At 64.9% G+C, this 26,511-nt stretch carries 20 protein-coding genes; 14 read left to right on the top strand and 6 right to left on the bottom strand.

Features of this window, described 5'->3' with window-relative positions:
* Nucleotides 1–14: 14 nt before the first annotated feature.
* The 8 genes from addB (at nt 15) to P2G67_RS10875 (ending at nt 14,355) form a co-directional block, all read left to right on the top strand.
* The gene (gene addB, locus P2G67_RS10840) at nt 15–3,032 is read left to right on the top strand and encodes a double-strand break repair protein AddB (RefSeq protein WP_275822946.1); all 3,018 of its coding nucleotides are present in this window, start codon (nt 15–17) and stop codon (nt 3,030–3,032) included.
* Nucleotides 3,029–6,562: a double-strand break repair helicase AddA gene (gene addA / locus P2G67_RS10845; RefSeq protein ID WP_275822948.1), complete on the top strand. Its 3,534-nt coding sequence runs from the start codon at nt 3,029–3,031 to the stop codon at nt 6,560–6,562. The genes addB and addA overlap by 4 nt, the downstream gene beginning before the upstream one ends.
* 300 nt (nt 6,563–6,862) lie before the next feature.
* Complete coding sequence (dsrO, locus tag P2G67_RS10850) at nt 6,863–7,642, top strand: sulfate reduction electron transfer complex DsrMKJOP subunit DsrO (RefSeq protein WP_275822951.1); 780 nt, start codon at nt 6,863–6,865, stop codon at nt 7,640–7,642.
* Complete coding sequence (gene nrfD, locus P2G67_RS10855) at nt 7,623–8,801, top strand: NrfD/PsrC family molybdoenzyme membrane anchor subunit (RefSeq protein WP_275822953.1); 1,179 nt, start codon at nt 7,623–7,625, stop codon at nt 8,799–8,801. Before dsrO ends, nrfD begins: the two co-directional genes overlap by 20 nt.
* Complete coding sequence (locus P2G67_RS10860) at nt 8,794–11,880, top strand: molybdopterin dinucleotide binding domain-containing protein (protein WP_275822955.1); 3,087 nt, start codon at nt 8,794–8,796, stop codon at nt 11,878–11,880. Before nrfD ends, P2G67_RS10860 begins: the two co-directional genes overlap by 8 nt.
* Nucleotides 11,881–12,015: 135 nt before the next feature.
* Nucleotides 12,016–12,342 (top strand): thioredoxin TrxA, encoded by a 327-nt coding sequence (gene trxA / locus P2G67_RS10865; protein WP_275822958.1) that lies wholly within the window; start codon nt 12,016–12,018, stop codon nt 12,340–12,342.
* A gap of 128 nt (nt 12,343–12,470) precedes the next feature.
* Entirely contained in the window at nt 12,471–12,764 is a 294-nt protein-coding gene (gene rpmB, locus P2G67_RS10870) for a 50S ribosomal protein L28 (RefSeq protein ID WP_275822960.1), read from the top strand.
* A 346-nt stretch (nt 12,765–13,110) separates the two neighbouring features.
* Nucleotides 13,111–14,355, top strand: a complete 1,245-nt coding sequence (locus P2G67_RS10875; protein ID WP_275822962.1) for an EAL domain-containing response regulator — start codon at nt 13,111–13,113, stop codon at nt 14,353–14,355.
* A 58-nt stretch (nt 14,356–14,413) separates the two neighbouring features.
* Here the strand turns inward: P2G67_RS10875 and P2G67_RS10880 are convergent, their stop codons facing one another.
* The 4 genes from P2G67_RS10880 to P2G67_RS10895 all read right to left on the bottom strand — a co-directional run bounded on the left by P2G67_RS10880 (nt 14,414) and on the right by P2G67_RS10895 (nt 18,253).
* A complete protein-coding gene (locus tag P2G67_RS10880) occupies nt 14,414–14,878 on the bottom strand; it encodes a MarR family winged helix-turn-helix transcriptional regulator (protein WP_275822964.1) in 465 nt (154 codons plus the stop codon).
* A gap of 149 nt (nt 14,879–15,027) precedes the next feature.
* Nucleotides 15,028–15,924 carry a 3-hydroxyisobutyrate dehydrogenase gene (gene mmsB, locus P2G67_RS10885; protein WP_275822966.1) on the bottom strand — a complete coding sequence of 299 codons (897 nt, stop codon included), beginning with the start codon at nt 15,922–15,924 and terminating at the stop codon, nt 15,028–15,030.
* Nucleotides 15,925–15,996: 72 nt separating this feature from the next.
* Entirely contained in the window at nt 15,997–17,061 is a 1,065-nt protein-coding gene (locus P2G67_RS10890) for an enoyl-CoA hydratase/isomerase family protein (protein ID WP_275822968.1), read from the bottom strand.
* Nucleotides 17,062–17,113: 52 nt separating this feature from the next.
* On the bottom strand, nt 17,114–18,253 hold the full coding sequence (locus P2G67_RS10895) for an isobutyryl-CoA dehydrogenase (RefSeq protein WP_275822970.1): 1,140 nt from the start codon (nt 18,251–18,253) through the stop codon (nt 17,114–17,116).
* A 316-nt stretch (nt 18,254–18,569) separates the two neighbouring features.
* Here P2G67_RS10895 and P2G67_RS10900 point away from each other — a divergent pair, with 316 nt between their 5' ends.
* The 5 genes from P2G67_RS10900 (at nt 18,570) to P2G67_RS10920 (ending at nt 24,735) form a co-directional block, all read left to right on the top strand.
* The gene (locus tag P2G67_RS10900; RefSeq protein ID WP_275822972.1) at nt 18,570–19,451 is read left to right on the top strand and encodes a hypothetical protein; all 882 of its coding nucleotides are present in this window, start codon (nt 18,570–18,572) and stop codon (nt 19,449–19,451) included.
* Nucleotides 19,452–19,671: 220 nt separating this feature from the next.
* Nucleotides 19,672–21,630, top strand: a complete 1,959-nt coding sequence (locus P2G67_RS10905) for a winged helix-turn-helix domain-containing protein (RefSeq protein ID WP_275822974.1) — start codon at nt 19,672–19,674, stop codon at nt 21,628–21,630.
* 111 nt (nt 21,631–21,741) lie between these two features.
* Nucleotides 21,742–22,341, top strand: coding sequence for a DUF1326 domain-containing protein (locus P2G67_RS10910; RefSeq protein WP_275822976.1), 600 nt, complete (start codon nt 21,742–21,744; stop codon nt 22,339–22,341).
* A 3-nt stretch (nt 22,342–22,344) separates the two neighbouring features.
* Nucleotides 22,345–23,127 (top strand): DUF2182 domain-containing protein, encoded by a 783-nt coding sequence (locus P2G67_RS10915; protein ID WP_275822978.1) that lies wholly within the window; start codon nt 22,345–22,347, stop codon nt 23,125–23,127.
* A gap of 297 nt (nt 23,128–23,424) precedes the next feature.
* Entirely contained in the window at nt 23,425–24,735 is a 1,311-nt protein-coding gene (locus tag P2G67_RS10920; RefSeq protein WP_275822980.1) for an O-acetylhomoserine aminocarboxypropyltransferase/cysteine synthase family protein, read from the top strand.
* Between the two features lie 63 nt (nt 24,736–24,798).
* On the opposite strand, the gene P2G67_RS10925 is transcribed toward P2G67_RS10920, so the two are convergent.
* Together P2G67_RS10925 and P2G67_RS10930 are read right to left on the bottom strand one after the other, a co-directional pair.
* Nucleotides 24,799–25,344: a hypothetical protein gene (locus tag P2G67_RS10925; protein ID WP_275822982.1), complete on the bottom strand. Its 546-nt coding sequence runs from the start codon at nt 25,342–25,344 to the stop codon at nt 24,799–24,801.
* Entirely contained in the window at nt 25,341–25,715 is a 375-nt protein-coding gene (locus P2G67_RS10930; RefSeq protein WP_275822984.1) for a hypothetical protein, read from the bottom strand. Before P2G67_RS10930 ends, P2G67_RS10925 begins: the two co-directional genes overlap by 4 nt.
* A 132-nt stretch (nt 25,716–25,847) precedes the next feature.
* On the opposite strand from P2G67_RS10930, the gene P2G67_RS10935 reads away from it, so the two are divergent.
* The gene (locus P2G67_RS10935; RefSeq protein WP_275822986.1) at nt 25,848–26,492 is read left to right on the top strand and encodes an XRE family transcriptional regulator; all 645 of its coding nucleotides are present in this window, start codon (nt 25,848–25,850) and stop codon (nt 26,490–26,492) included.
* Nucleotides 26,493–26,511: the final 19 nt, after the last annotated feature.

Consider the following 26,511-nt stretch of genomic DNA (forward strand, 5'->3'; position numbering starts at 1 on the left):
CGCGCGGGTGATCGATGCCGGCGGAACAGCTCCGCATATCCTCGATCCCGAGCGGGGTCGCCTTCGTCGATACGCTGGCGCGGGGCCTGCTCTGGCGCTTTCCAGAGCCCGAGGCACTGGCCGGCGTCACCCTGCTCCTGCCGACCCGGCGCGCCTGCCGCGCGCTGCGCGATGCCTTCCTGCGGGTGACAGACGGCGCACCGCTGCTGTTGCCGCGGTTGCTGCCGCTGGGCGATCTGGACGCCGACGAGCTGCTGCTCTCCGCCGATGAGGGCCTGCCTGCCGACGACCTGACATTGCCGCAGGCGGTCCCGCCATTGCTGCGCCAGCTTCAACTTGCCCGCCTGATCGTCGCCTGGGGCCAGGCGGCTGGCCGGGCCGAAGCGCCCGACGAGGAGCGGGTGGCTCCGCTGGCGCAGGAACTCGCCCGTCTGATCGACCAGGTCGACACCGAAGGCCTGGACTTCACGCACCTGAAAGACCTCGTGCCCGAGCGCTACGCGGAGCACTGGGGCGAGACCCTGCGCTTCCTGGAGATCGTCGCCACCCATTGGCCCCTGGTGCAGGAGGAACTCGGCTACCTTGGTCCTGCCGAGCGACGGCGGCGCCTGCACGAAGCCCAGGTGGCGGCCTGGATCAGCAATCCGCCGGACAAGCCCATCATCGCCGCCGGCTCCACCGGTTCAATTCCCTCGACCGCGGCACTCCTGGGCACCATCGCCGCACTGCCGCAGGGGGAAGTGGTGCTGCCCGGACTGGACCGGGACAGCGACGCCGCGGCCTGGGCCTCCATTGCCGAGGATCCGGCGCACCCGCAGCACACCATGGCACGGCTGCTCGCCCATCTCGGCGTGGAGCGCGAGGCGGTCGGGGCGTGGCCGGGCCGCTCCGGTTTCGAAGACAGACCGCCCTTTGCACCGCTTCCCGCCGATCGGAGTGCGAGGAACAGGCTGCTGCATGCGGCCATGCTGCCCGCCGCCGCAACCCAACAGTGGAGCGCCTTCACGGGCCCACCGGAGACGGTGCGCACGGCCTTTGCCGGCGTCACGCGCATCGAGGCGGAAACCCAGGGCGAAGAGGCCACGGCCATTGCTTTGCTGCTGCGCGAGGCCTTGGAGACACCCGAACGCACCGCTGCCCTGGTCACGCCGGACCGCGCCCTGGCGCGGCGCGTAGCGGCCGAGCTGGCGCGCTGGGACATCGCCATCGACGACTCCGCCGGACGGCCGCTGACAGAAACGGAAGCCGGCAGCTTCCTGCGCCTGACCGCCGCGGCAGTCTGGGAAGGCTTCGCGCCGGTGCCGCTGCTCGCCTGTCTGAAGCATCCGCTGGCCGCTGGCGGTGTCTCACTTAGGGATTTCCATGGCCAGGTGCGCGCGCTCGATCGCCTGGTCTTGCGCGGGCCGCGTCCGGCGCCTGGCATCGAGGGGCTGCGCGCCGCCCAGCTGCAGGCAGGTGACGTGGCCGTCGCCTTGACGCCGCTGCTGGACAGCCTCGAGAACCTGGCCTCACCCTTCATGGGAGCTCTGCGCGAGGGCAAGACTCTTACCGAAGTGCTGGCCGCCCACATTGCCTTTGCCGAAGGCCTGGCGAGCAGCAGCGAGGCTACGGGCGCCGAGCGTCTCTGGTCCGGCGAGGAAGGCGAGGCAGCGGCGGACTTCCTGCAGGAGTTCTCCGAGGCTGCAGAGGCCAGCGCCAGCATGGCCAGCCTGGGTTACCCGGCACTGCTCGACACGCTTCTGGCCCAGCGCGTGGTGCGCCCGCGCTTCGGCCGCCATCCCCGCTTGGCCATTCTCGGACCAATCGAGGCTCGCCTGCAGCAACCGGATCTCGTCATCCTCGGCAGTCTGGTGGAGGGCACCTGGCCGTCGGAGAGCGATCCGGGTCCCTGGCTGTCACGTCCCATGCGCGTCGACTTCGGCCTGCCGCCGCTGGAACGGCGGGTCGGCCTGGCGGCGCACGACTTCGTCCAGGCTCTGGGCGCCGAACAGGTGGTGCTCACCCGGGCACGCAAGGTGGATGGCACGCCAACGGTCCCCTCGCGCTGGCTCTTGCGCCTCGAGGCCCTCTTCCAAGCGCTGGGCGTTCCCGACGCCATCCGTGACGATAGCGCCCGCTGGGCGGGCTGGGCGCAGGCGCTGGACCGGGCGGAACGTCACGAGCCGCAGGGCCGGCCGGCGCCGCGGCCACCCCTGCCCGCACGCCCGACCCGCCTCCCCGTCACCGGGGTGGAGGAGTGGATCCGCGATCCCTACTCGCTTTACGCAAGGCGCATACTCAGGCTGCGCAAACTGGACCCGCTGGACGCGGACCCCAGCGCGGCCGACCGCGGCAGCATGATCCACAGCGTGCTGGAAGGCTTTGTAGTCGCCTTCCCCGAAGAGCTACCGGAGGAAGCCGAGCCGCGTCTGCTGGAACTGGCGCGGGATCACTTTGAGCCGCTGCGCGCGCGGCCGGGTCTCTACGCCTTCTGGTGGCCGCGCTTCCAGCGGATCGCCGCCTGGATCGTGCAACAGGAGCGTCAGCGCCGGGCCACTCATCCGCGCCTGTTTGCTGAGGTCAGCGGGCGCTTGGAGTTCGGCGGCTTTGTCCTGACGGCCAAGGCCGACCGCATCGAACAGCATCCCGATGGCTCGCTCACCTTGGTAGACTACAAGACCGGCAGTCCCCCCAGCGGCAAGGAAGTGCTCGCCGGCTACGCACCGCAGCTCCCTCTTGAAGCCGCAATCGCCGCTACTGGAGGCTTTCCGGGCATTCCGGCTGCTCCGGTGGCGGAGCTGCTCTACTGGAAACTGACCGGCGGCACCCCGGCCGGCGAAGAATGCGCGGCTCTGGGCAGGTCACGCACGACACCCTCAGAGGTGGCTGAGATCGCGCTCGAAGGGCTGCGCCGACGAATCGAGGACTTCGCCGATCCGCAAACGCCCTACCCCGCCCTGCCACGGCCCGGCCGTGCGCCGCGCTTCAACGACTATGCCCACCTCGCACGCCATAAGGAATGGGCCAGTTTCGGCGGGGAGAACGAGACATGAGCCAGGCAAGAGAACCAGCAATGACCCCGGAAGACCTGCGCCTGGAAAAGCGTGCGCGGGCCACGGCCCTGCAGCTGCGCGCCGCCGACCCCGAAGCCTCCGTCTGGGTCAATGCCTCGGCGGGGACCGGCAAGACCAAGGTGCTGACCGACCGGGTGCTGACCTTGCTGCTGCGCGGCACGCCGCCTGAACGATTGCTCTGCCTGACCTTTACCAAGGCGGCGGCAGCAGAGATGCGCAACCGTCTGGCAAAGGTGCTGCAGGACTGGGCCACCTCCGACGAGGAGGTGCTGACAGACAGGCTCTTTCAGCTGCTCGGTCGGCCCGCGGAGCCGGAGGAAAGCCTGCGTGCCCGGCAGCTCCTGGCGCGGGTGCTCGATTCTCCCGGCGGCATGAAGATCCAGACGATCCACGGCTTTTGCCAGTCGGTTTTGAGCCGCTTTCCCCTGGAAGCCGGTGTGGCACCGCACTTCCGTCTCATCGAGGAGCAGGGCGCGGGCGAACGTCTGGCCGCGGCCCGCGACCGCGTGCTGGCCGACGCCGGCCGCGATGCCGCCCTCGCCGATGCCCTTGCGCGCATCACCCCGCTGGTGGGCGAAGGCGACTTTGCAAGCCTGCTGGGATCACTCGTGAGCGAGCGCGGCCGCCTGCACGAACTGCTCGCCCACTTCAAGGGGCCTGAAGCCCTCGCCGATGCCGTTGCCCGGCAGCTCGGCGTGCCCGCTGATGCGACTCCGGAAGCGTGTCTCGCAAGTGCCTGCGCGGAAGCCTCCTTCGAGGGAGCCGCACTGCGTCGGGCGGTCGTCGTCTTGGAGTCCGGCACGAAGCAGGACCAAAATCGTGCCGCCCTGCTGCGGCCGTGGCTGGCTGCCGAGGGCAGCGAACGCCAAGAACTCTGGCAGAGCTATCTCTCCTTGTTCTTCAAGTCCGACGGGGAAAAGCGCGATGCCTATTTGACCAAGAAACTCTGCACCGCCCACCCCGAAACCGAAGACGCACTGCAGAAAGAAGCCCATCGTCTCGAAAGAGTGCGAGAGACCCACCGCGCGCTCACGCTGGCTTGCGGCACGCGGGCACTGCTGCGGCTGGGCGCAGCGGTGCTGGAGGCCTATGAGCGCGGAAAGCGCGAGCATGCGCTGCTGGACTACGACGACCTGATCCTGCGCACCCGCGATCTGCTGCGCCGCGCAGCAATCACGCCCTGGGTGCTCTACAAGCTGGACGGCGGCCTGGACCACCTGCTGATCGACGAAGCTCAGGACACCAACCCGGAGCAGTGGGAGGTGGTCCGGCTGCTCACCGAGGAGTTCTTCGCCGGCGAAGGCGCCGCCGAGGCGCGCATGGCCGGGCCGGCGCGCTCGCTGTTCGCCGTGGGCGACGCTAAGCAATCGATCTACCGCTTTCAGCGGGCCGACCCGCAGCAGTTCACCCACATGCAAGGCTACTTCGCCGGGCGGGCGCGGGATGCGGAGCGGCGCTGGGACCCGGTGGACCTGATCCACTCCTTCCGCTCGAGTGCAGCCGTGCTCCGCCTGGTCGATTCCGTGTTCCAGGAGGGGCCGGCGCAGCGCGGCCTGCACTTCCGCCAGCCCTGGCTGGCCCACGACCCCGTGCGCGTCGGTCAGGGCGGACGAGTCGAGCTTTGGCCGGCGCCAAGCCCGGAAAAGGAGGAGGAAGAGGATCCCTGGGTGGCGGTTCCTGGGCGCCGCGGCCAGGCCGAACCGCTTACCCGTCTGGCGCGACTCATCGCCACGCGCATAGCGACCTGGGTGAATAGCCCCGACGCCCGGCCCGGGGATGAGGCCTGGCTCGACTCCCGTGGACGCCCCATGCGCGCCGGCGACATTCTGGTCCTGGTGCGGCGCCGCAACGCCTGCGTGGTAGAGCTGATTCGCGAACTCAAGCAGCGCAACGTGCCCGTCGCCGGCAGCGATCGCATGATCCTGATGGAGCAGCTGGCGGTCATGGATCTGGTGGCGCTGGGCCGTTCCCTGCTGTTGCCGGAGGACGACCTCACCCTCGCCACTGTGTTGAAAGGGCCGCTCATAGGCTTCAGCGAGGAGCAACTCTTCGACCTGGCCTGGAATCGCCCCGGCAATCTCTGGGCGGCGCTGCAGGCGCGCGCTGCCGATGACGAAGCCTGCCGCCAGGCACTCGATTTCCTGCAGGGCTTGAGCAGCCAGGCGCGCACCCGACCACCCTTCGAGCTCTACGCCGAGTTGCTGGCGCAGGGCGGGCGCACCCGGTTGCTGCGCCGACTCGGCCCCGATGCGGCTGACCCCATCGAGGAGTTCCTGAACCTCGCCCGCTCCTACGAACGCGACTCCACCGCCTCCCTGGAGGGCTTCCTGCACTGGCTGGAAAGCAGCCCGCGCCAGATCAAGCGCGACATGGAGGCCGGCGGCGAGGAAGTCCGAATCATGACGGTGCATGGCGCCAAGGGACTCCAGGCGCCGGTGGTGTTCCTGCCCGATACCCTGCAGCTCCCCAACGACCGCACCCGCCTGCTCTGGTTGGCACCGCAGCACGATGAACCCGCGCCCTTGCCGCTCTGGGCGCCGCGGCAGGAACTGGAGGTGCGCGCCGCTGCGACAGCGCGCCGCGCCGAGCGCGAGGCGATGGCCGAAGAACAACATCGCCTGCTCTACGTTGCGCTGACCCGTGCGGAAGACCGTCTCTACGTCTGTGGTTGGCATACCAGCAAGAGCGCCCCGCAGGGCAACTGGTACGAACTGGTCGAACAGGCCTGCGCCAGTGGTCTGGCGGAGCAAATCACGTTCGACTTCACCGAGGACCTGCCCGAAGGCGAAGGCTGGAGCGGCGAAGGCTGGCGCCTCGAGGCACCGCAGACCGCTGGGCCGGATATGCCGGGCGATAAGGTTGAAGCAGTTGCGGCGCCTGCGTTGCCAGCCTGGGTGCGACAGCAACCCCTCCCTGAACGGGCGCCATCACGACCACTCGCCCCTTCGCGCCCCGCTCAAAGCGACCCGGCGCCGCGCTCGCCGCTGCAAGGCAGCAAGGACGGCACCTTCCGACGCGGCATCCTGATTCACCGGCTGCTGCAAAGCCTGCCCGATCTGCCGGTCGGGCAGCGGGCGGCTGCCGGCCGGCGCTGGTTGTCGCAGACACAGCATGGTCTCGCGGACGATACGGCGGAGTCGTTGCTGGCCGAAGTTCTGGCCGTGCTGGATACACCGGATTTTGCAGCGCTGTTCGGCCCCGGTAGCCGCGCCGAAGTACCGATCGCCGGCCTGGTGCAGACACCCGAGGGCCCTCTCGCCCTTTCTGGGCAGTTGGATCGGCTCTACGTGGATCGCGAGCAGGTGCTCGTGGTCGATTTCAAGACCAACCGCCCGCCGCCACAGACCGCCGCCCAGGTGGCACCAGCCTACCTGCGGCAGATGGCCGCCTACCGCGCCCTGCTCCGCGACATCTACCCAGGCCGGCAGCTGCATTGCGCCCTGCTCTGGACCGACGGGCCCCGGCTCATGCCTTTGGACTCGGCTGTGCTGGATGCAATGCTGCCATAAGCAACGATTGCTTGAACCTGACTGCAAATATCTTATCTCCGTGTTTTGCACAGCGATAATGTAGCCAGCGATCTGTCGGGGTGGAGAGTCACCCTGAAAGTGGCGGCGACAGAGATGCCGATAAGAACGGTAAAATTGTTCATATGTTGCAGATCAAGGCATGGCTTTCGAGACTTTCACCTCCCCCTGTGATCATTTTATAGAAGTCAATGACCCATTTTTCTGGTTAGGCTAAGTTTGTTGTTTAGAGTGTAAGCAGCAACCAGCGTGCGCCCGGCGGCATCGAGGTGAGGAGGGCTTATGGACCTGGTTAAACGGATGTTCATGGGACAGTTGGCGCGTCTCGCCGCAGGAGCCGCCTTCGTCCCGCTCGCTTCAGTCGCCCATGCCAAAATCAATGAACAACCGCCGCGCCGGGGTGGCGATCCCGAAAAGCGCTGGGCCATGCTGATCGACCTGCGGCGCTGTATCGGCTGCCAGGCCTGCACGGTCTCTTGCCATCTCGAGAACGATGCCCCGCTTGGCAAGTTTCGCACCATCGTCTCGCAGTATGAGGTCGAGGACGAAGCGACCGGCGATCTCTCCACCTTCTTTCTGCCGCGCCTGTGCAATCATTGCGACAATCCGCCCTGTGTGCCGGTCTGCCCGGTTCAGGCCACATATCAGCAGCATGACGGCATCGTCGTCGTGGACAGCGACCGTTGCGTCGGCTGTGGCTACTGTGTTCAGGCCTGTCCCTACGACGCACGCTTTATCAACGAGCACACGCAAACCGCGGACAAATGCACCTTTTGTACTCACCGGCTCGAAGCGGGGCTTTCGCCGGCCTGCGTCGAAAGCTGCGTCGGTGGTGCGCGCATTATTGGGGACATCCTGGATCCCGACAGCACGATCTCGAAGATGATGGATGAGCACTACAGTGACTTGAAGGTGCTCCAGCCCGAAAAGGGTACGCACCCGCATGTCTTCTATCTAGGCATGGATGATCGCTTCATTGACCGCCCCGAAGCCCTGGCCTCGGTCTGGGATGTGCGCGGCGAAGATTTCAGCGAGATGGGTTATGAATTCTCCGGTCATTGAGATCCTTGCGCCCCGCTACGAAATCGCCTGGTACCCTTGGGCGGTCCAGTACTTCTTTCTTGTCGCGCTGGCCTACTGCAGCGTCTGGCTGGCGCTGCCGGGCTTGCTGTTCGGCAGGAACGGCCGGTGGGCGGCGACCGCGCGCTATGCCTTGCTGGCCGCGATGACAACGGCCATATGCGCGCCCATCGCGCTCCTGGCCGACCTCCACCAACCACTGCGCTTCTGGCACTTCTACGCCCACTTCACTTCCACCTCCTGGATGTCCATCGGCAGCCTGCTGCTGCCGCCGTTCGTCTTTGCGGTGATCGGACTTGCCTGGCTGGTCTGGCGCGAACCGATGCTGGCTTGGCGTGAGCGCCAGGACTGGACGGGACGCATCGCCCGGATCGCGACCCTGGGCGGTTGGCAAACGCCCCACTTTGCTGTGCGGATTCTCGCAGTGGTGGCTGCCATCCTTTCGCTGTCGATCATGGTGTACACCGGCAGCGAGATCGCCGTCGTCGAAGGCCGGCCGCTGTGGAACACCATTTGGCTGCCCCCGCTGTTGCTCACGACCGGAATGATGGGAGCTGCCGGCTTGGTATTGCTGCTGAACCGCGTCGCAGGCCCGTGGGACGCTGGAACGGACCGCAAGATGCTTGGTGTTATCACGCTCTTCGGTCTGCTGACGGCCGGAGTGGTCCTGATGTGGGGTATGGAGGGGCTGTTCGTCGAAGGCAGTTCGATAGCGGCCGCGATCGACTCGGTGCGTCACGAGCCGCATTGGCGCAACACAGCCATTTGGGGAATGCTTGCCGGAGCAGTGCTCACCCTGGCCGCCGGGCTCATGCTGTGGCGCGCTGGGTGGAGCAACAAACCCAAGATTCTTGGACCATGGATCCTCGGCTTGGTTGCGTTGCACATGGCGTGGATGGCCCGCTGGGTCGTTCTCATGCATGTGCAAACAGTCCAGAAGCAGACCGCCGGCTATTCCGAATACATCGTGGGTTGGCAATCGAGCGGCTGGGGTGGCGTCATCGGCATCTTTGGCCTGTGGCTCGCCGTCATCCTCATCATCGACATTTTTGTCCCTTGGCGAGCCGCCCTCGGCGGCAGCACAGGTGAACCACGCCCTGCGCCCCTGTCGCCCAACCAAGGAGTTGCGACTCATGGATAAGTCACGCCGCAATCTTCTGAAGGGCGGCGCGGCCGCAGCCGGGGCGGCCGCCTTTGTCGCAGGTTACTCCGAACCTCTGTCGCGCATGTATCGTGGGCTTTCGGGCACCTCTGGCGAGAAGCCGAAGCATCCGATCTACGGAAATGCGCTGGAGCCGGAATATACGGTCGACATGGGCACAGGCGACATTACGCCAAACCCCAACCAGCGAGTCGCCTTTACGGTCTGCTACGGCTGCACCACGAAGTGCGGTGTACGCGTGCGCATCGACAATCGCAGCGAAACTGTGCTGCGGGCTCTTGGGAATCCCTACAACCCCCTATCGTCAGACGAGCACGTGGACGAGGCGACCTCGGTCAAGGACGCGCTTCTGACCACGACACTCTACCAGGATCAGGGCTGGTCCAAGCGCTCTACGACCTGCGCCCGCGGCAACGCGATGATCGCGCAGATTTCCAGCCCACACCGCGTGACCCAGTGCCTCAAGCGATCCGGCAAGCGCGGGGAAGGCAAGTGGACCGCCATAAATTTCGAGCAGTTGATCGAAGAGATCGTTGAGGGTGGTGATCTGTTCGGTGAGGGCCACGTCGACGGATTGGCAGCCATCAACGACTACGAGACGCCTCTCGATCCGGAGAATCCGGAGTACGGCCCCAAGACCAACCAGCTTCTGGTCATGGAAGCCACCGACTATGGCCGCTCGGCCCTGTTGCGGCGCTTCTCAGACAAGGCTTTCGGTACGAGAAACTACGGCCATCACGGCTCCTACTGCGGCCTTGCGTTCCGCATGGGAGCGGGGGCCATGTTGAACGACCTGGCCAGGAACGCCCATGTGAAGCCCGACTTCGAAGAGGCCACCTTCGCGCTCTTCGTGGGCAGCGCCCCCTCGCAGGCGGGCAACCCCTTCAAGCGGCAGGGTCGCCTCATCTCGAAGGCGCGGGTCGACGGCGACCTGGAGTACCTGGTCGTCGACCCTGCGCTCAACGCCTCAGTCGCGCGCTCCACCACTAAACGCTCACGATGGGTGCCAATCCGGCCCGGAAGCGACAGCGCGTTGGGCATGGCCTTGATCCGCCTTCTCTTCGAACGCGATGGCATCGCCCACGACTATCTTGCCTACCCCAATGCCGCGGCTGCGCAGGCCGCCGGGGAGGCCACCAACACCAATGCCACCCACTTGGTTATCACCAGCGAGGGGCATCCCCGCCAAGGTGCCTTCCTGCGCCAATCGGATCTGGGGCAGACAGAGGCGGGCGCAGAGGATGACGGGGTGTTAGTGGCCGACGCTAACGGTAACATCGTTCCCGCCGCCGAAGTCACCAAGGCCACGCTTTTCTGGAAAGGCGACGTCGCCACCGCCGAAGGCGAGCAGATCGAAGTCCAGACGGCTCTCAACCTCCTGCGCGCCTCCGCCATGGAGCACGAACTGGAGACGCTCTCCGAGGCCTGCGGCATTCCCATTTCCACCTTCCGCCGGATCGCCGCCAAACTGGCAGAGCACGGTCGCACCGCAGTGGTTGACTGCCATGGCGGCATGATGTCGGGCGCGGGCTTCGATGCAGCCTTCGCGCTACAAATCTTGAACGTGCTATTGGGCAACGTGAACCACGCGGGCGGCAGCGCCCACGGAGGCGGCTCCTTCAATGGTACGGGCGCTGGTCCACGCTATGACTTGGCCAATTTCGAGGGGCAGCGCGAACCGACTGGCGTCTTTCTCTCTCGTTCGCGCTTTCCCTATGAGAAGACCAGTGAGTTCAAGCGCCTCAAGGAAGCAGGCCAGAATCCCTATCCGGCGCGCGCGCCCTGGCGCAAGCTGGCACCACCCACCCTGACGGAGCACCTGCCCTCCGCCCTGGAAGGCTACCCCTACCCGATCAAGGCTCTGATCGGCGTCATGTGCAATCCGATCTACGGCCAGACGGGGTTGCGCGGACTGATCGAGGAAAAGCTGCGGGATCCGTCTGTTCTGCCCCTCTACGTGGCGGTTGACGGCTTCATCAACGAAACCAGCACCTTCGCCGACTACATCGTCCCGGATTCGGTCATGTACGAGGTATGGGGTTTCACCGGTTCCTGGTCTGGCACCCTGACCAAAATGACAACCGCTTGTTGGCCGATCGTCGAGCCGCGTCAGGTCAAGACGGCCGACGGAGAGCCGGTCAGCATGGATAGCTTCTTCATCGCACTGGGCAAGAAGCTGGGCCTGCCCGGATTCGGCGCGGACGCCATCACGGACGCTCAGGGCAACAAGCATTCGCTCGACCGGGCAGAGGACTTTTATCTTCGGGCGGCTGCGAATCTGGCGTTCACGGGAGACGTGCTGGCTGACGCGACGGAGGAAGACATCGCCTTCGCCGGGCTGGAGCGGCTGCTCCCCGAACTGGAGGCAACCCTTCCGCCGGACGAGCGCGGCCCCGTCGCCCGGCTCTATTCGCGCGGCGGCCGCTACCAGACATTTGATGCGGCGCGACAGGGAGATCGCCTCGGCAACACTTGGACGCGCGAGCTTTGCGTCTGGAACGAGAGCGTAGCGACCACGGTCGACAGCATGTCTGGTAAGCGGCTGCACGGCACGGCGCGCTTCATGGTGCCGAAGATGGCTGACGGATCAGCCATGCGCGACCACTACCCGGAGGAGGAATGGCCCTATCTGGCCTTCTCCTACAAGTCCAACGTGATGAACAGCTACGCCATTGGCCTTGAACGGCTACGCATGATCAAGCCCTACAACCCGATGCTGGTGAACCGGCGGGACGCGGAGCGCCTGGGCATTAAGCATGGCGGCGAAGTGGTCCTGCAAAGCCCTGGCGGCGAAGTACGAGGGGTCGCCGTGGTCACCGACGGCGTGATGGAAGGCTGCATCGGCATCGAGCACAGCTACGGCCACAAGGAACTGGGAGCTCGCGAGCATGTCGTTGACGGCGAGGCCGTGGCGGGCAACCGGTGGATTGCCGCCGGCGTCAACATCAACGACCTCGGCTTCGCAGACCCCACCCGCGAGGTTGCCGGAACCTGGCTGGAAGGCGTCTCAGGCGCCGCGGTGCGGCAGGGCCTGCCGGTGCGCCTCCTTAAGGTCTAAGACGAAGGCAAGGCTCTGCGTGTTGCGCTACTATTGCGCGTATCTCCCCATCGGGAGGGGTGCCTTGACGCTCCCGGTGGGCTTCCCAATACTCAGCGCAGCCAAACGACGGCGCCCAACAGGCAAGAGGAAGCCATGAGCACTTCCAAAGTGACCGACGCGAGTTTCGATACCGACGTTCTGAAGGCCGGAAAGCCCGTAGTGGTGGACTTCTGGGCCGAATGGTGCGGCCCCTGTAAGATGATCGCCCCAGCCCTGGAGGAGATCTCCCAGGCTCTTGGGGAGAAGGTCGAGATTGCCAAGCTCAACATCGACGAGAATCCCATGACGCCCTCCAAATATGGCGTCCGCGGCATCCCGACTCTGATGATCTTTCGCGACGGCCAGGTGGCTTCGACGAAGATCGGTGCCCTGCCCAAGAACCAGCTTCAGGCCTGGATCGAAGAGAATATCGAAGCCTGAATTCTTCCGCAGGCGGGCGCGCGGCCTTGACGCAGCGGGCCCGCTTGCGTAGAAGCACTCGACCGCGACCGGAGGCCTCTGCGGCATCCGGCGTTTCTTTATGACATGCAGCAAGTGGAATCGGAATCATGGCACGACGTTGCGCCTTCACCGGCAAGGGCGTGCAGTCCGGCAACAACGTGAGCCACGCGAACAATAAGTCGCGGCGTCGCTTTCTGCCGAATTTGCAGCAGACCTCCCTCTACAGCGATGCGCTCAAGCGCATGGTGCGCCTGCGCCTGACGACCTCGGCGATTCGCACCATTGAGCACAAGGGTGGCCTCGATGCCTTCCTGCTCAACACGAACAACAGCCGCCTGAGCCCGGAGGCGCAGCGCCTCAAGCGCCAGGTGTCCCAGGCTGGAGCCACCGCCCAAGCCTGATACGTCTGGGCGCCGGCCCGCGCCCTGACCACTCCTCCTGCCACGGCAGCAGGGGAGCGCAGAACCAAATCCCTGACCCGTGAGTTGCAAAAGCAGCTCGCGGGTTTCTGCATTGCAGCCTTGCGTTGCTGATAGCTTTCGTTGCGCTTATTGTACAAACGGTCAAAACATATTGGCGCAGTGTCCAAGAAGGCCGTACTCTCAATAATAGATGGTCCAGCGTAAGTTGCGTCCGGAATGGTGCGGTCAAGAGCACCCCGCGACAATCAGGAGAGACAAATGAGTGACGCCTGCAGACCGGATCCAGCGTCCAGCAGTCTCGAAGCCGTTCGGAGGATCTGACTCCGTGGCGTCGTCGCTCTCGCCCACACCGCGCTTGCTGGCCATCGACGATGATCCCGCGATCGGTCGCATGCTCGAACTTTTGGCGCGCAACAGTGGCTTTGAAGCCAAGGCCACCACCGACAGCGAAGAGTTCGCGCGGCTGGCGGAAGAGTGGCAGCCGACCCACGTTTCCGTCGATCTGGCGATGCCGGGCGAGGACGGACTCTCGGTGCTTCGGCGACTGGCGGCCATGGGGTGCAAGGCCAGGATCATCATCCTCAGCGGCCTCGACGATCCGGTGCTCGGCGCCGCGCGTGCCATGGCCGAGGAGGACGGTCTCACGGTCGCCGGCGTCCTGATCAAGCCGTTCAGTAGCAGCAAACTGCGCGCCTTGCTCTTTGATACGAGCGACACATCCGCGCACGCGAAGCCCAGTGACACGGACTACGAGCCCAAGGCGCATCCTGCCGTTTCGCCAGACAGCATCGTCCAGGGATTGAACGACGGCCAGTTCACGCTTCACTACCAGCCGGTGATAAGCTGTGCCGCCGGCACCCCTGTCGGCTTCGAGGCTCTGGTGCGCTGGTCCCACCCGCAAGCGGGCCTGCTGTTGCCGCAGCATTTCCTTGCCGTTGCGGAGACTGCCGGACTCATCGACCGTCTGTCCGAGATCATCGTCTCTCAGGGTCTAATGTGGTTCAGTAGGCATTTCCGCGAAACGGACTTGCTTCTCGCGTTCAATCTTTCGGCACACAGCTTCCACGGCGACTCCTTCATCGACCGCATAGCAGCAGCTTCCAGGTCCGTAGACATTGCCCCCGAACGCATTGTGCTGGAGCTGTCGGACACCGGACGCGTGTCAGACCCGACCACCACCCTCAACATCCTGACACGCCTGCGGGTGAACGGCTTTCAGCTGAGCATCGACGATTTCGGCATCGGCTATTCCTCGATGTCGGAGCTGTTGCGCCTGCCCTGTACGACGATCAAGATCGATCGAAAGTTCGTGACGACGGCAAAACACTCAGAGGAGGCGCAGAAGATCATCACCTCGATCACCGACCTGGGCCGTCGTCTCGGACTGCGAGTCACTGCGGAAGGCGTGGAAGACGACTGGACCCTGTCTTTCCTGGCGACAGTGGGCTGTGCCTACGCGCAAGGCTATTTCATCGGCCGCCCTATGGAAGGGAAGTCCGCCGTGGAGTGGGTCAATCAGCAGGAGCACAGCAATGGCGGCAGTGGCTCTGCCTCCTCCTTGCGTGCTTGAGCCTCAGACCGGATCGCGTAGCGATTCCAATTGAACGCGACCCGCTCTAAGCCCTGTGTCAGCGTTCGTAGGCGCTGGTATACTGTGTCGGCGTGGACCAGTAGCGTAGCAGCTGCGTCAGCACGTTGCCGGTTCTCTCCAAATCTGCCTGTTCCAACCCGATTTCGTCCAACCCATTGGCGTGCTGCTCGAAGAACTCATCGAGATAGCGTGAGACCTCCTGCCCCTTCTCGCTGACCCGCACATGGGTGGAGCGGCGATCATGTGGCGAGCGCTCCTGTATCAGGTAGCCGTTCCCAACCAGCTTCCTGACGTTATAGGAAACATTGGAGCCCAGATAGTAGCCGCGCTGGGTCAATTCGCCCACGGACAGCTCGCCATCTCCGATGTTGTAGAGAATCAAGGCCTGAATGTTGTTCAGATCGCGAATGCCCCGGCGATCAATTTCCCCTTTGATCACTTCCATGCACTGCCGGTGCAATCTCTCGACCATGCGAATGGTATCGATGTAAGTGGCCTTCACTCCGGTCCTCCAACCAGACCCTTCAAGGGACGCACCCAAAGAGCCCTTATTAGTATACTTCATAAGTGAGTACTACAGGGTATCCTGCTTTTAAAGGGAAAATAATCCGGCACTTCCACTGAAGGAAGACCAGGCACAACAACCATCGGTTACTCTGCGGCCTTGCCTTGTATCATACGAACGATGGCCGAGTAATCGAGATGACCGTGGCCGGCTGCCACGAAAAGACTGTAGAGCTGGGCCGCTTCTGCACCGATTGGAGTCGCGCAGTCGGCCAGCGCGGCCGCTTCCTGCGCGAGTTTCAGGTCCTTGTGCATCATAGCCGCAGCAAAGCCAGGCTTGTAGTCACGATTGGCTGCGGCGGTGGGAACGATGCCGGGCAAGGGGTGATGATTCAGCATTGCCCAACAAGAGCCCGAAGAGGCCGAGGAGATCTCGAACAGCGTCTTGGGGTCGAGGCCGAGCTTCTCTCCTAGCGAGAAGCTTTCACACACAGCCAGCATGGAAATGCCAAGCATCATGTTGTTGCAGACCTTGGCAACCTGACCATTACCAGGCTGGCCCGCGTGCACCACCTTGCCGCCGACCACGTCCAGAAATGGCTGTGCCTTGGCAAAGGAAGCATCGCTGCCCCCCACCATCATGGTCAAGGCGCCCGCCTCGGCTCCGGCGACGCCGCCCGAGACCGGCGCATCCACCATGAAGAACCCGGCTGCTTCACTGGCCTCGTGCACCGCGCGGGCGCTGGCCACATCGATGGTCGACGAATCGATGAAAAGCGCCCCCGGCGGCGTGCTGGCGAGAATGCCCCCCTCCCCCAAGTAAGCTTCGCGCACATGGCTGCCGGCCGGCAGCATGGTGAAGACGACCTCAGCCGCAGCACAGGCCGCGGCAGCGCTCTCTGCAATCTCAACGCCGCCGTCCGAAGCGGCCTGTCTGGCACCCTCGGAAGGATCGAAGCCGTGCACCTGATGGCCGGCCGCCACCAGATTGCGCGCCATTGGGCCACCCATATTGCCCAGACCCAGGAATGCGATTGTCGCCATATCTATCCTCCCTGTTCTTGCTCAGGCCAGCCGGTCGAGCGCCGGCCTTTCGGCCATCAGTCCTTGAAGGTGTCAGTCGTTGAACGTCAGATCGCGCTCTCCCAAGGGAGCGAAATGCCGCTCCACCAGCGCGGCATCGACCGCGTCGAGGCTGGAGGGGTCCCATTTCGGGCTGTGATCCTTATCCACCAGAACCGCGCGAATGCCTTCATAGAAGTCGTGGCCCGCCATGCAGGCCTGGCTCATACGATACTCCATGGTCATGCAGTCGTCGAAGCTCAGTTCGGCGCCGCGCCGGAGCTGCTCCGCGGTGATCTTCATCGAGGTGGGAGAGCGCGTGGCGAGAATGTCGCGCTGTTCACGCGCCCAATCACCACCATCGGCGTTCAGAGCCTCCAGAATCGCTTCCGGCGTATCCGCCGCGAAGAGGCGGGTAATGTCGGAAAGGTAAGGCTGTACAGCCGAGGGACCCGGATCGCCAGACAGTCGACCCAGCACGCCATTGACCGCGGCGGCCGCATCCTCGGCATAATCCGCCTCAGCCAAAGCATCGATCAGGTCGCCATGCTGTGCGCTTGGAACAAAGTGCGTGGCAATGCCAAGCTGCAGACAGTCCGCCGCCTTCAGGCGCGCACCCGTCAGCGCCATCCAGAGGCCGCTGCGGCCGGGCAAACGCGGCAGAAACCAGGAGCCGCCGACATCGGGAAAGAGACCGATGGCCGTCTCGGGCATGGCCAGCATGGTCTTGTCGCCGACCACGCGGTGGCTGCCATGAATGGACAGCCCGACACCGCCGCCCATGCAGACCTTGTCGACCAAGGCGACGAAGGGCTTCGGGAAGGCATGAATGGTCCGATTGACGGTGTATTCCTCATAGAAGAACTCGCGGGTGAGGGAGCCGCCCTCCTTGCCCGCGTACCAGACTGCACGCACGTCACCGCCGGCGCAGAAAGCCTTTTCCCCGGCCCCCTGAATCGCCACCACCGCCACTGAAGGGTCCTGCGCCCAGGCATCGAGCCTGGTCTGCAGTTCCCTGATCATGCCGAGTGTCAGGGCGTTGAGTGCCTTGGGCCGGTTAAGCGTGACAAGCCCCAGCGGGCCACGCTGTTCAAAAAGGATCTCTGGCTCTTCGGTCATACTGTTTCCTTTTGGTGATTGAAGCTGTCTCGTACGTCGGGCAGTGCCGCACTCACTCGGCCAGGAGGCGGCGCGCGATGATGACGCGCATGATCTCGTTGGTCCCTTCCAGGATCTGATGCACGCGGAGATCGCGCAGGTAGCGCTCGATGGGATATTCGCGAATGTAGCCGTAGCCGCCGTGCAGCTGCAGCGCTTCATTGGCGACCCTGAACCCCACGTCCGTGGCGAAGCGCTTGGCCATGGCGCAGCGCTGGGTCGCATCCGGCGCACCGGCATCCAATGCCGTCGCAGCGCGATGTAGCAGCAGGCGTGCGGCCTCCAGTTCCGTCGCCATATCCGCCAGCTTGAACTGCGTGGCCTGGAACTCGGCAAGCGGCTTGCCGAACTGCTGCCGCTCCTTCACGTGGGCCAGGGCAGCCTCCAGTGAAGCACGTCCGCCCCCTAGGGAACAGGCCGCAATGTTCAGGCGCCCGCCATCGAGGCCCATCATCGCGATTTTGAAGCCATCGCCCTCTTCGCCGAGGCGGTTGGCGACCGGCACCCGCGCGTTCTCGAAGATCACGGCGGCAGTGGGTTGGCTGTTCCAGCCCAGTTTCTCTTCCTTGCGCCCGAAGGACAGCCCGGGCGTGTCCTTGGGTACGACCAGTGTGGATATGCCTTTGGCCCCCTCTCCGCCGGTCCGGCACATCACGACATAGATGTCGCTGCTGCCACCGCCGGAGATGAAGGCCTTGCTGCCGTTCAGCACATAGTGATCGCCGTCACGCTCCGCCCGGGTGCGCAGGTTGGCCGCGTCGGAGCCGGCACCCGGTTCCGTCAGGCAGTAGGAGGCGAAATGCTCCATGCTCATCAACTTCGGCAGGAAGGCATTGCGCTGCGCATCATTGCCGAAACGATCGATCATCCAGGCGGCCATGTTGTGAATGGACAGATAAGCCGCGGTCGAAGGGCACGCCGCCGCCAGTTCCTCGAAGATGATGGTGGCATCAAGTCGCGAGAGGCCCGAACCGCCCACATCCTCCCCGACATAAATGCCGGCAAACCCCAAACTGGCTGCCTTGCGCAAGGCTTCGACCGGGAAGATGCAATCGGCATCCCATTTGGCAGCATGGGGCGCCATTTCAGCGCGCACGAAATCACGCGCCATGGCCTGGAAGGCGCGCTGTTCCTCTGCGAGTTGGAAATCCATCACCCGTCTCCCCGTCTGCGCACCAAACGCCGTCACAGATATCATAATCAAAGCCGCGGCACCGCGATCATAGAAAGGGCCCGCGACCTGTCAATTCGCGGCCCGACGAAACGAATCCCCGGGGCTCACCACAGCCTTAAAGGGAATGTTGTTCAAATACGTCAGATCGGGTTGTAGGTCCGCCAACCAAAGGTCTAGCATGTCGGTCAGGAATGGGAAGTAACCGCCCAATAGAGAGGCGGGCTGGGGGGAGTATATGGTAGGCGTAGCAGTTCGGCAGCGGCAAGTGCGTGAAGAGGCACAGCCGTGCCCAAAGATGTGGTGGATCGATGACCGGGGGCGATGGAATCCCCTCGGCGAAGCCGCAGAGAGCGAGGCAACGGGGGGACACAACACGGTCCTGGACACCCCGCTCGGCCGGGACATGATGTACCGCCATTTCGGCATGCTGCGCCTGGAGGAAACGAGCCACCGCATCGTCGTAAGCTGGGACATCCGCCACGTCTGCGAAGCAGCCCTCAATGAGGCCTGCAATTATCTGCGCCAGGTGCGCGTTCCGGTACTCCTGCGGTTCTGCTTCGTCGGCTGGCATGAGGAGCTTCATGCCAAAGGGGGCAGCGCCCTGGACCGCATGCGCTGGACCCGTGCCTACAGCGGTGTCACGCCCCTGCCCCGCCCCAGCATTCTGCAGCGGTCGCTTTCCGAAGCGATGAACACACACAACGGCTTCAGCTTGCTGCTCAAAGGGCTTCAGGACAGCGACGGCTATCTCACAGCGGAGCTGCGTGCGGAATTTGAGTGCCGTGGCCTGATGGACAAGCTGGTCCTCTTTGCCGAGGAGGATGCCAATCTCCTCTTTTCTCACATCGGTGCGAACTCGGCCTTGCGGCAGGTCTTCGGCGAAGCCTGGGCTGCCGAGGCCAAGGGACGCCCTTACGATTTCGCGCCCTGCGCCGACGGTCTGCTGCGGCGCGTCTGGGATCCCTACAAGCCAACTCTGGAATCGGCACAGCCGCGCTTCGACCACGTGAGAACGCTGATCTCCCCGCCACAAGGAGAAAGCCATTGGGTCACCTACAAGCGACTGCTCGTGCCCTATCGCCAGCCCGGTCAGGGGCGTGGCCTGGCGCTGCTGTCGCGCCTGACCCGCGCGGTCGCCATCCCCTTCATGGACCCGCATCGCGTGACATGGAGTTGAGCCCGCCGCCGGCAGGGTGAAGCACTCCACCCACATCGAGTGAAAGCGGCCCCCAAAGGTGCTGCCCGTCCCTGGCCGGCAATGGCGCCGGCCTATTGCTAATTTATCCATAATATTTCACAGTTCGTCTCCAGCTGACCGGCGCAGCGCTCGAACATTGCGAACGCCATGATCGCGCACCGGAGAGGCACCAGGGTCCGGACCGGCCCAGGGAGCAGACGTGCGCACGATCCGCGACCGCCTGCTACGAAACAGCCATCACGGCATGGTCGGACGGGAGCGCGAGCAGGACGCGCTGCTGCGCTGCCTGGACGGGGACGCCCCCATCGTTACTCATGTGCATGGCATGTCGGGCATCGGCAAGACCACGCTTCTGCGGAACCTGGCCGAGCAAGCGACCAGTGCCGCGAACGAGAGCGTCCTTTTGGACGGCACAGCGATCGAGCCCACAGCCACAGGACTGCTGCACAGCCTCTCCGAAGCGCTCGGCCAGTCGGTTCTGTCTCCCCTGGAAGCCCGCAGGGTCTTGGCCGGACGTGGGCATCCGGTTCTCCTGATCCTCGACCACTACGAAAATCTCAGCCTGCTCGACACCTGGCTGCGCCAGGCGCTGCTGCCGGCACTCCCCGCGAGCGCGCGCCTGGTGCTCGCAAGCCGCCTTCCTCCCAATCCATCCTGGCTGATGGATCCGGACTGGCACGGCCTGTTTCGGGCGCTGCACCTGCGGCCGCTCGACGACGCGGCCGCACGCCAGCTGGTCGAACATGCCGGTGCGCCGCCACATGCCGCAGAAACGATCGTGCGGTTTGCCCACGGCCACCCGCTCGCTCTCACGATGGCAGCGACCCTGGCCCGCAGCGAAGGTCTGGACAGCGACGCCCCTCTGGAGCGCGTTCTCCATCAACTGTCGCGCCTCTACCTCGGTTCGGTGGAAGACTCCGAGCTGCGCGATGTCCTGCGCGCCAGTTCGGTCGTCCGTCGCATTACGGTGCCCCTGATCGAGGCAGTCGCGCCCACTGCAGGCGGCCAGGCGCTTCTGGACCGCATTGCTCACCTCCCCTTCATCGATTCCGACCAAAGCGGTCTGTCGCTGCACGACGCCATCCGTGAAGCGATCGCCGCCGATTTCGAAGCCTGCAACCCAGAGGGCTTCCGCCAGGCCCGACGCGCTGCCTGGCGCCTGCTCCGGGAAGCAGCGGCCGGCACCCACGGGGGTGAACTGTGGCGATATACCGCTGATCTGATCTATCTGCTGCGCAACCCGGCTGTACGAGACGCATTCTTTCCGCGGGAATCCTCGTCGCTGGCGATAACCGAGGCACAGCCCGAACACGGGGCGGCGATCAAGGCTGTGGCGGGGGCCCATGAGCCGGCCGGCTGCCGCTCCGCCCTGGAGCGCCTGTGGGAGCGCGCACCCCAGACTTTTTCCGTGGTCCTGCAGCCGGAGCAAGAGGTTGCCGGATTCTATGTGATGTTCGATCCGGCGACCTTGCCGGAACCGTTGCTGCGAGATGATCCCATCACCGCGCGCTGGTGGAACCACCTTCGCGAAAACCGGCTGCCCCGCGGACAGTGCGCCCTGTTCCTGCGACGTTGGCTGAGCTGGCGGGACGGCGAACAGCCCTCGCCGGTGCAGGCGGCCGCCTGGCTCGACATCAAGCGCTGCTACATGGAGCAGCGCCCGCGGCTGCGCCGAGTCTACCTGACCCTGGCAGAGCCGGCGGCTTACAGTGCCGTTGCAACGCAGCTTGGCTTTCGCATGCTCCCGGAGTGCGCCGTGGAGTGCGAGGGCACCACCTTCCACACGGCAATGCTGGACATGGGGGCGGCGTCGGTGGATGGCTGGCTGTCCTGGCTCGTCGGCAAGGAACTGGGGGAAGAAGAGCAGGGGCTCCTGGATGTCACAGGACGCAGCCTGCGCGGTGAGGCCGGGCCGGTCCCCCTCACCCCGCTCGAGTTCGAGGTGATACGCTACCTCTGGGAACGTCCCGGCCAGGCGGTCGCGCGCGACGCTCTTCTGAATGACATCTGGGGGCGACACTTCAACGGCGGGAGCAACGTCGTCGATACCGTGGTGGCGTCCCTGCGTCGCAAGCTCGGCACGCGAGCCGCGCTGATTCGAACGGTGCGCGGCTACGGCTACGCCCTTCGAGAGGAGGAAAACGGCCAAGGCCGCTGAGCCTGCAGTCGCGGCACTCCCTCCCATGAAATTCTCATGCAGTCCTCATGCAGGCAAATAAGTCCGGGGTCACACTCTCACCCCAACCGCTTCAACACAGAGGAGGCTGTCATGGCCAGTTGGAACCTTAAAGGATTCTACGCGGAAGCCTGCACCTGCGAAGGCGCCTGCCCTTGTGTCTACACCGAGAAGCCGACCGGCGGCACCTGCACCGGGCTGGTGGGCTGGCACATCGACGAAGGCGAGGACGGCGGCGTCCGGCTGGAAGACCTCAACGTCGCGCTCGCCCTCCACTCGCCCGGCCGTATGACGGATGGCAACTGGCGCGTGGCGCTCTATCTCGACGATCGTGCCGATGATCAACAGCGCGCGGCGCTGCAGCGCATCTTCTCCGGCGCGGCTGGCGGCCACCCTGCCAATTTATCCCCGCTGATCGGCGAGGTGACGGAGGTGACACCGGCGCGCATTCGCTTCGAGCAATCCGACCGGGGATGCCGCCTCGACGTGGGTTCCGTGGCGGAAGCCGATTTGCAGGCGATCGAAGGACTCGATGGCGGCAAGGCCTCGATCAGCGGGCATCCACTCGCTGTGGCGCCGGGATTTCCGGCCACTGTCGCGAAGTCCAGCACCTTCAAGCTGCAGGCAGGTGACATCCGCTGCGACGTGACGGGCCGCACTGCCTTCTATTCACCCTTCGCCTACGAAGGCTGAACCATGGAACGCGAAGGAGGTATCCTGCGCACCAGCAGCCCCGCGACGCTCGCGGGGCTGCTGGCCGCCATCATGGTGGCCTGGGGCCTGGTTATGTGGCCAGCTATGACCATGCATACGGGCAGTATGCATTCGGGACTGGTCCACCTGATGATGCCGGGCACAGCCGTATGGACTCCCACGAACGTCGCGGCCGTGTTCGCAATGTGGTCCGTGATGATGGCGGCAATGATGCTGCCGGGCGCAGTGCCCATGGTGCTGCTGTACAGGCAGCTCGTGGCGCGACGGCAGCCCGAAGTGGCGCGGCGGCGGAGCATTCTCTTCACCAGCGCCTATCTTGTTGCCTGGGCCGGCTACAGCATTGCGGCCACTGGAATGCAGTGGGGTCTTCAGGCGGGCCTGGTTCTCTCCCCCATGGGCGTGCTCACCAGCCCCTGGGTGGCGGCAACGCTGCTGCTGACGGCCGGGGTCTATCAACTGACAGGGTTCAAGGACGCCTGTTTGACCAAATGTCGCTCGCCCTTCGGCTTCCTCATGTCCGCTTGGCGCGACGGCGACCGTGGCGCCATGCTGATGGGACTGAAGCATGGAAGCTGGTGCATCGGCTGCTGTTGGGCGCTGATGGTTCTCGCCTTCGTGGGCGGCACCATGAACCTGGCCTGGATGGCACTGCTGACCCTGTTGGTGACGGCGGAGAAGGTTGCCCCCTTTGGCGCGACCATCTCACGCTTCACTGGTATCCTGCTGATTGGTGGCGCAGCCTACTTTGTTCTGCTGGCCGTTTAGCAACGGCGCTGCCTTTCTTGACGACGAAGAGTGGCAATGCTAGGTCATCAACAGCGCCGATTTGAGTGAGACAGCTTGCGGGCGCTATAAAAGTACGGCTAAAGCGTTGGGAGCACCGCCCGGCCTTGGCCGAGCGGTGTTTTTTGTTTTTGCTGCGGACTGGCCGGCCCAACCGGCTCCCGGGATTTGAGGGGGCAGCTTGCTCCGGGTCACCAAATGCTAAAGCGCCACGGCATCGTGGAGCCCCTCGCCCGCTGGCGGACTGCGCCGGAGACGTGAACACAAGAGGAGTGAACCATGAGCCAGAATTCCCGAAATCCCGAAACCCTTGCCTTGCATGCCGGCTATCGCGCCGACCCCACCACTGGGTCGGTCGCCGTGCCGATCTACCAGACAACCTCCTATCAGTTCGAGAGCACGGACCATGCGGCCGATCTCTTCGCGCTGAAGGAACTGGGCAACATCTACACCCGGATCATGAACCCGACCTGCGACGTGCTGGAAAAGCGCGTTGCGGCCATCGAGGGCGGCGCCGTGGCGCTGGCAGTGGCCTCCGGGCAAGCCGCGTCCGCCTACTCCATCCAGAACATTGCCCAGGCCGGCGACAACATCGTCAGCGCCACCGACCTCTACGGCGGCACCTGGAACCTCTTCGCCCACACGCTGCGCCAGCAAGGCATCGAGGTGCGGTTCGTCGATCCCTCCGATCCGGAGAATTTCCGCCGGGCCACCGACGCCAAGACCCGCGCCTACTATGCAGAGACGCTGCCCAACCCGAAGCTGCACGTCTTCCCGATCGGCGAGGTGGCCGCCATCGGGCGTGAAGTGGGCGTGCCCCTGATCGTGGACAACACGGCCGCCCCGATCATCTGCCGGCCGCTCGAGCACGGCGCCGCCGTGGTCGTCTATTCCACCACCAAGTACATCGGCGGCCACGGCACCTCGATCGGCGGCCTTATCGTCGATGGCGGCAACTTTGATTGGGAAGCTCACGCCGAGCGCTTCCCGCTGCTGACCCAGCCGGACCCCAGCTATCACGGCGCCGTCTGGACCGAAGCAGTGAAGCCGCTCGGCCCCATCGCCTATGGCCTCAAGGCCCGGGTCACGCTGCTACGCGACCTCGGCGCGGCCATGAGCCCCTTCAACGCCTTCCAGTTCATCCAGGGGCTGGAGACCCTGCCGCTGCGCATCCGCGAACACAGCCGCAACGGCCAGCAGGTGGCGGAGTGGCTGCGCGACCGGCCGGAGGTGGCGCGGGTCATCTACCCCTCCCTGCACGAGGATGCGGAGCAGCGCCGGCGCGCCGAAACCTACCTGAAGGGCGGTTTTGGCGGTCTGGTCGGCTTCGAACTGAAGGACGGTATCGAGGCCGGCCGCGCCTTCATCGACGGGCTCGAGCTCCTGTACCACGTGGCCAACATTGGTGACGCGCGGAGCCTGGCGATTCATCCGGCCACCACCACCCACTCGCAGCTAACGGCGGAAGAACTGCAGGCCACCGGCGCGACGCCGAGCTACGTCCGCCTTTCCATCGGCATCGAGCACATCGACGACATCCTCGCCGATCTCGACCGCGGCCTGGCCGCCGCCGCGAAGGCAGCGGGCTGAGCACAGCCTCCTGACAAGCGCCCAGGGGAACAGTCTACCCCCTGGGCGCCAGTCCCCTACCCACTACTCCGGTGGCCAACCGCGCAGCCGGCAAAAGAGGCTCAGGGCGTCGCGTAAGCCCTGGGCCGCCCTGCCCTTGCGTTGCCGCCGACGTCGGTCGGTTTCGGCGCAGGAATAGCCCTGGCCGAGCACGTCCATGACCATGTCATGGTCAAGCCCGTCCTGGCGACAAGCCCGGCTCCAGCGCAAATAGTCCTCCACCAATTCCTGCGGGTAGTCCGGCTCCTGGGGTGTGCCGTCGAGCCGCGGTCGGCCGATGGCGCTGGCCTGCATGCCGATGCCGCGGGTCAGGATGGAGAAGCCGGCTTCCAGCCGCACAGCTGCGCGCTGCTGCCCCGCTCCCAGTGATCCCCAGAGCCGCGCGTCCAGCACACGGCGTTCGACGGACTGGCGCTCTTCGCGCACCACGGTCGTTTCGCTCACCACGTCGAGCCAGCGGTCGAGGAGAATATCCACCCGCTCAGTCGGGCTGTGCCGCCGCTGAAGCTCAAGCGCGTCCTGCCCTCGTCCGACCCTTCCGGAACCGTCATGACCCCGCCACCGCTTCATGCCGCGCCTCCTTTCACCCTCGTTCCGGCCGGACGGGCGCGCCAGCGTCGGCGCCGCCCTTTGGCCGGCTTGCCGTGGCGCCACCCCAACCGGAACGCCAGACTGGCCGCTTGGGGCAGTGGATCGCCCGCACCGCGCGCCAGGCGGCCATAACGATACTCCCGACCCTCTCGGCAGGAATCCGGGGTCAGCCCCAAGGCAGACCGCACGGACTTAGGGCTCATCCGCTCCCAGTCCACACCGGGATGCAGTCGAGCGGCCATGGCGTGCAGACTTTCCCGCACCTCCTCCTCTGCTTCCTTGTCGAGTGGATCAGGTTTCTCATCCGCATCCGTGACCGTTTTCTGCCTTTCCTTGCGCTGGGCCACCATCGCCTGCCTCCCTCTTGGCTTGCCTATCGACCCGAAAAGCATGTTCTATGTTTGTTCTCTTTTCAACCATTTTTCTTGTGATCTGCCATGTTCCTTGTTGCAAGGCACGAAGCGCTATGGCAAGATGAGTACATGGATACGCTGGCTCAGACTCTGCGGCGCTGGCGCCGGTCGGCCGGGCTGTCACAGCCGCAGCTCGCAGCACGCCTCGGCGTGTCGCAGCAGGCGGTGCAGCAGCTCGAGGCCGGCAGCATCCGCAACCCACGCTATCTCCTGCGACTGGCAGAGGTGATGGGCGCCGACCCCAAGGCCCTGGCCGAGGGGCGCTACCAGCCCGCCGCACCGGAGGCGGCGGAGCCACAGGTCGGTGGGGCGCTGCTCAATGCGCGCGATTTACCGGTCTTTGCCAGTGCCCAGGCCGGTCCCGATGGCATGGTGGTCACCTTTGACCCAATCGAATGGATCCAGCGCCCCGCGCCTCTCGCCACGGTGCGCGATGCCTTTGCCATGTATGTGGTCAACGATTCCATGGAGCCGCGCTATCGCCAGGGCGACCTGCTGCTGATCCACCCGCAGCGCCCGGTACGCCCTGGACGCGACGTGCTGGTCATCGTGGCAGCCGAGGAGGGGGAGCATCGCGCCTGGGTCAAGGAACTGGTCAATCTCGACGCCGAACGACTGCGCCTGCGCCAGCTCAACCCCGCCCAGGAGTTCGAGATCGCCCGCAGCCAGGTCAGCGATCTGCATCTAGTGGTGGGCGTTTATTACAATGGATAAACAAGTTTCCTTGTTTTCC

This window comes from Aquibaculum arenosum, from assembly GCF_029222965.1.
Classification (GTDB): domain Bacteria; phylum Pseudomonadota; class Alphaproteobacteria; order Kiloniellales; family DSM-21159; genus Aquibaculum; species Aquibaculum arenosum.

Bases quoted from the DNA above. Each gene is read 5' to 3' on its own strand.
- addB (WP_275822946.1), top strand. From the start codon at position 15: ATGCCGGCGGAACAGCTCCGCATATCCTCGATCCCGAGCGGGGTCGCC.
- P2G67_RS10900 (WP_275822972.1), top strand. From the start codon at position 18,570: ATGTGGTGGATCGATGACCGGGGGCGATGGAATCCCCTCGGCGAAGCC.
- rpmB (WP_275822960.1), top strand. From the start codon at position 12,471: ATGGCACGACGTTGCGCCTTCACCGGCAAGGGCGTGCAGTCCGGCAAC.
- P2G67_RS10925 (WP_275822982.1), bottom strand. From the start codon at position 25,344: ATGAAGCGGTGGCGGGGTCATGACGGTTCCGGAAGGGTCGGACGAGGG.
- dsrO (WP_275822951.1), top strand. From the start codon at position 6,863: ATGGACCTGGTTAAACGGATGTTCATGGGACAGTTGGCGCGTCTCGCC.
- addA (WP_275822948.1), top strand. From the start codon at position 3,029: ATGAGCCAGGCAAGAGAACCAGCAATGACCCCGGAAGACCTGCGCCTG.
- P2G67_RS10930 (WP_275822984.1), bottom strand. From the start codon at position 25,715: ATGGTGGCCCAGCGCAAGGAAAGGCAGAAAACGGTCACGGATGCGGAT.
- P2G67_RS10915 (WP_275822978.1), top strand. From the start codon at position 22,345: ATGGAACGCGAAGGAGGTATCCTGCGCACCAGCAGCCCCGCGACGCTC.
- P2G67_RS10910 (WP_275822976.1), top strand. From the start codon at position 21,742: ATGGCCAGTTGGAACCTTAAAGGATTCTACGCGGAAGCCTGCACCTGC.
- trxA (WP_275822958.1), top strand. From the start codon at position 12,016: ATGAGCACTTCCAAAGTGACCGACGCGAGTTTCGATACCGACGTTCTG.
- nrfD (WP_275822953.1), top strand. From the start codon at position 7,623: ATGAATTCTCCGGTCATTGAGATCCTTGCGCCCCGCTACGAAATCGCC.
- mmsB (WP_275822966.1), bottom strand. From the start codon at position 15,924: ATGGCGACAATCGCATTCCTGGGTCTGGGCAATATGGGTGGCCCAATG.
- P2G67_RS10890 (WP_275822968.1), bottom strand. From the start codon at position 17,061: ATGACCGAAGAGCCAGAGATCCTTTTTGAACAGCGTGGCCCGCTGGGG.
- P2G67_RS10935 (WP_275822986.1), top strand. From the start codon at position 25,848: ATGGATACGCTGGCTCAGACTCTGCGGCGCTGGCGCCGGTCGGCCGGG.
- P2G67_RS10860 (WP_275822955.1), top strand. From the start codon at position 8,794: ATGGATAAGTCACGCCGCAATCTTCTGAAGGGCGGCGCGGCCGCAGCC.
- P2G67_RS10920 (WP_275822980.1), top strand. From the start codon at position 23,425: ATGAGCCAGAATTCCCGAAATCCCGAAACCCTTGCCTTGCATGCCGGC.
- P2G67_RS10895 (WP_275822970.1), bottom strand. From the start codon at position 18,253: ATGGATTTCCAACTCGCAGAGGAACAGCGCGCCTTCCAGGCCATGGCG.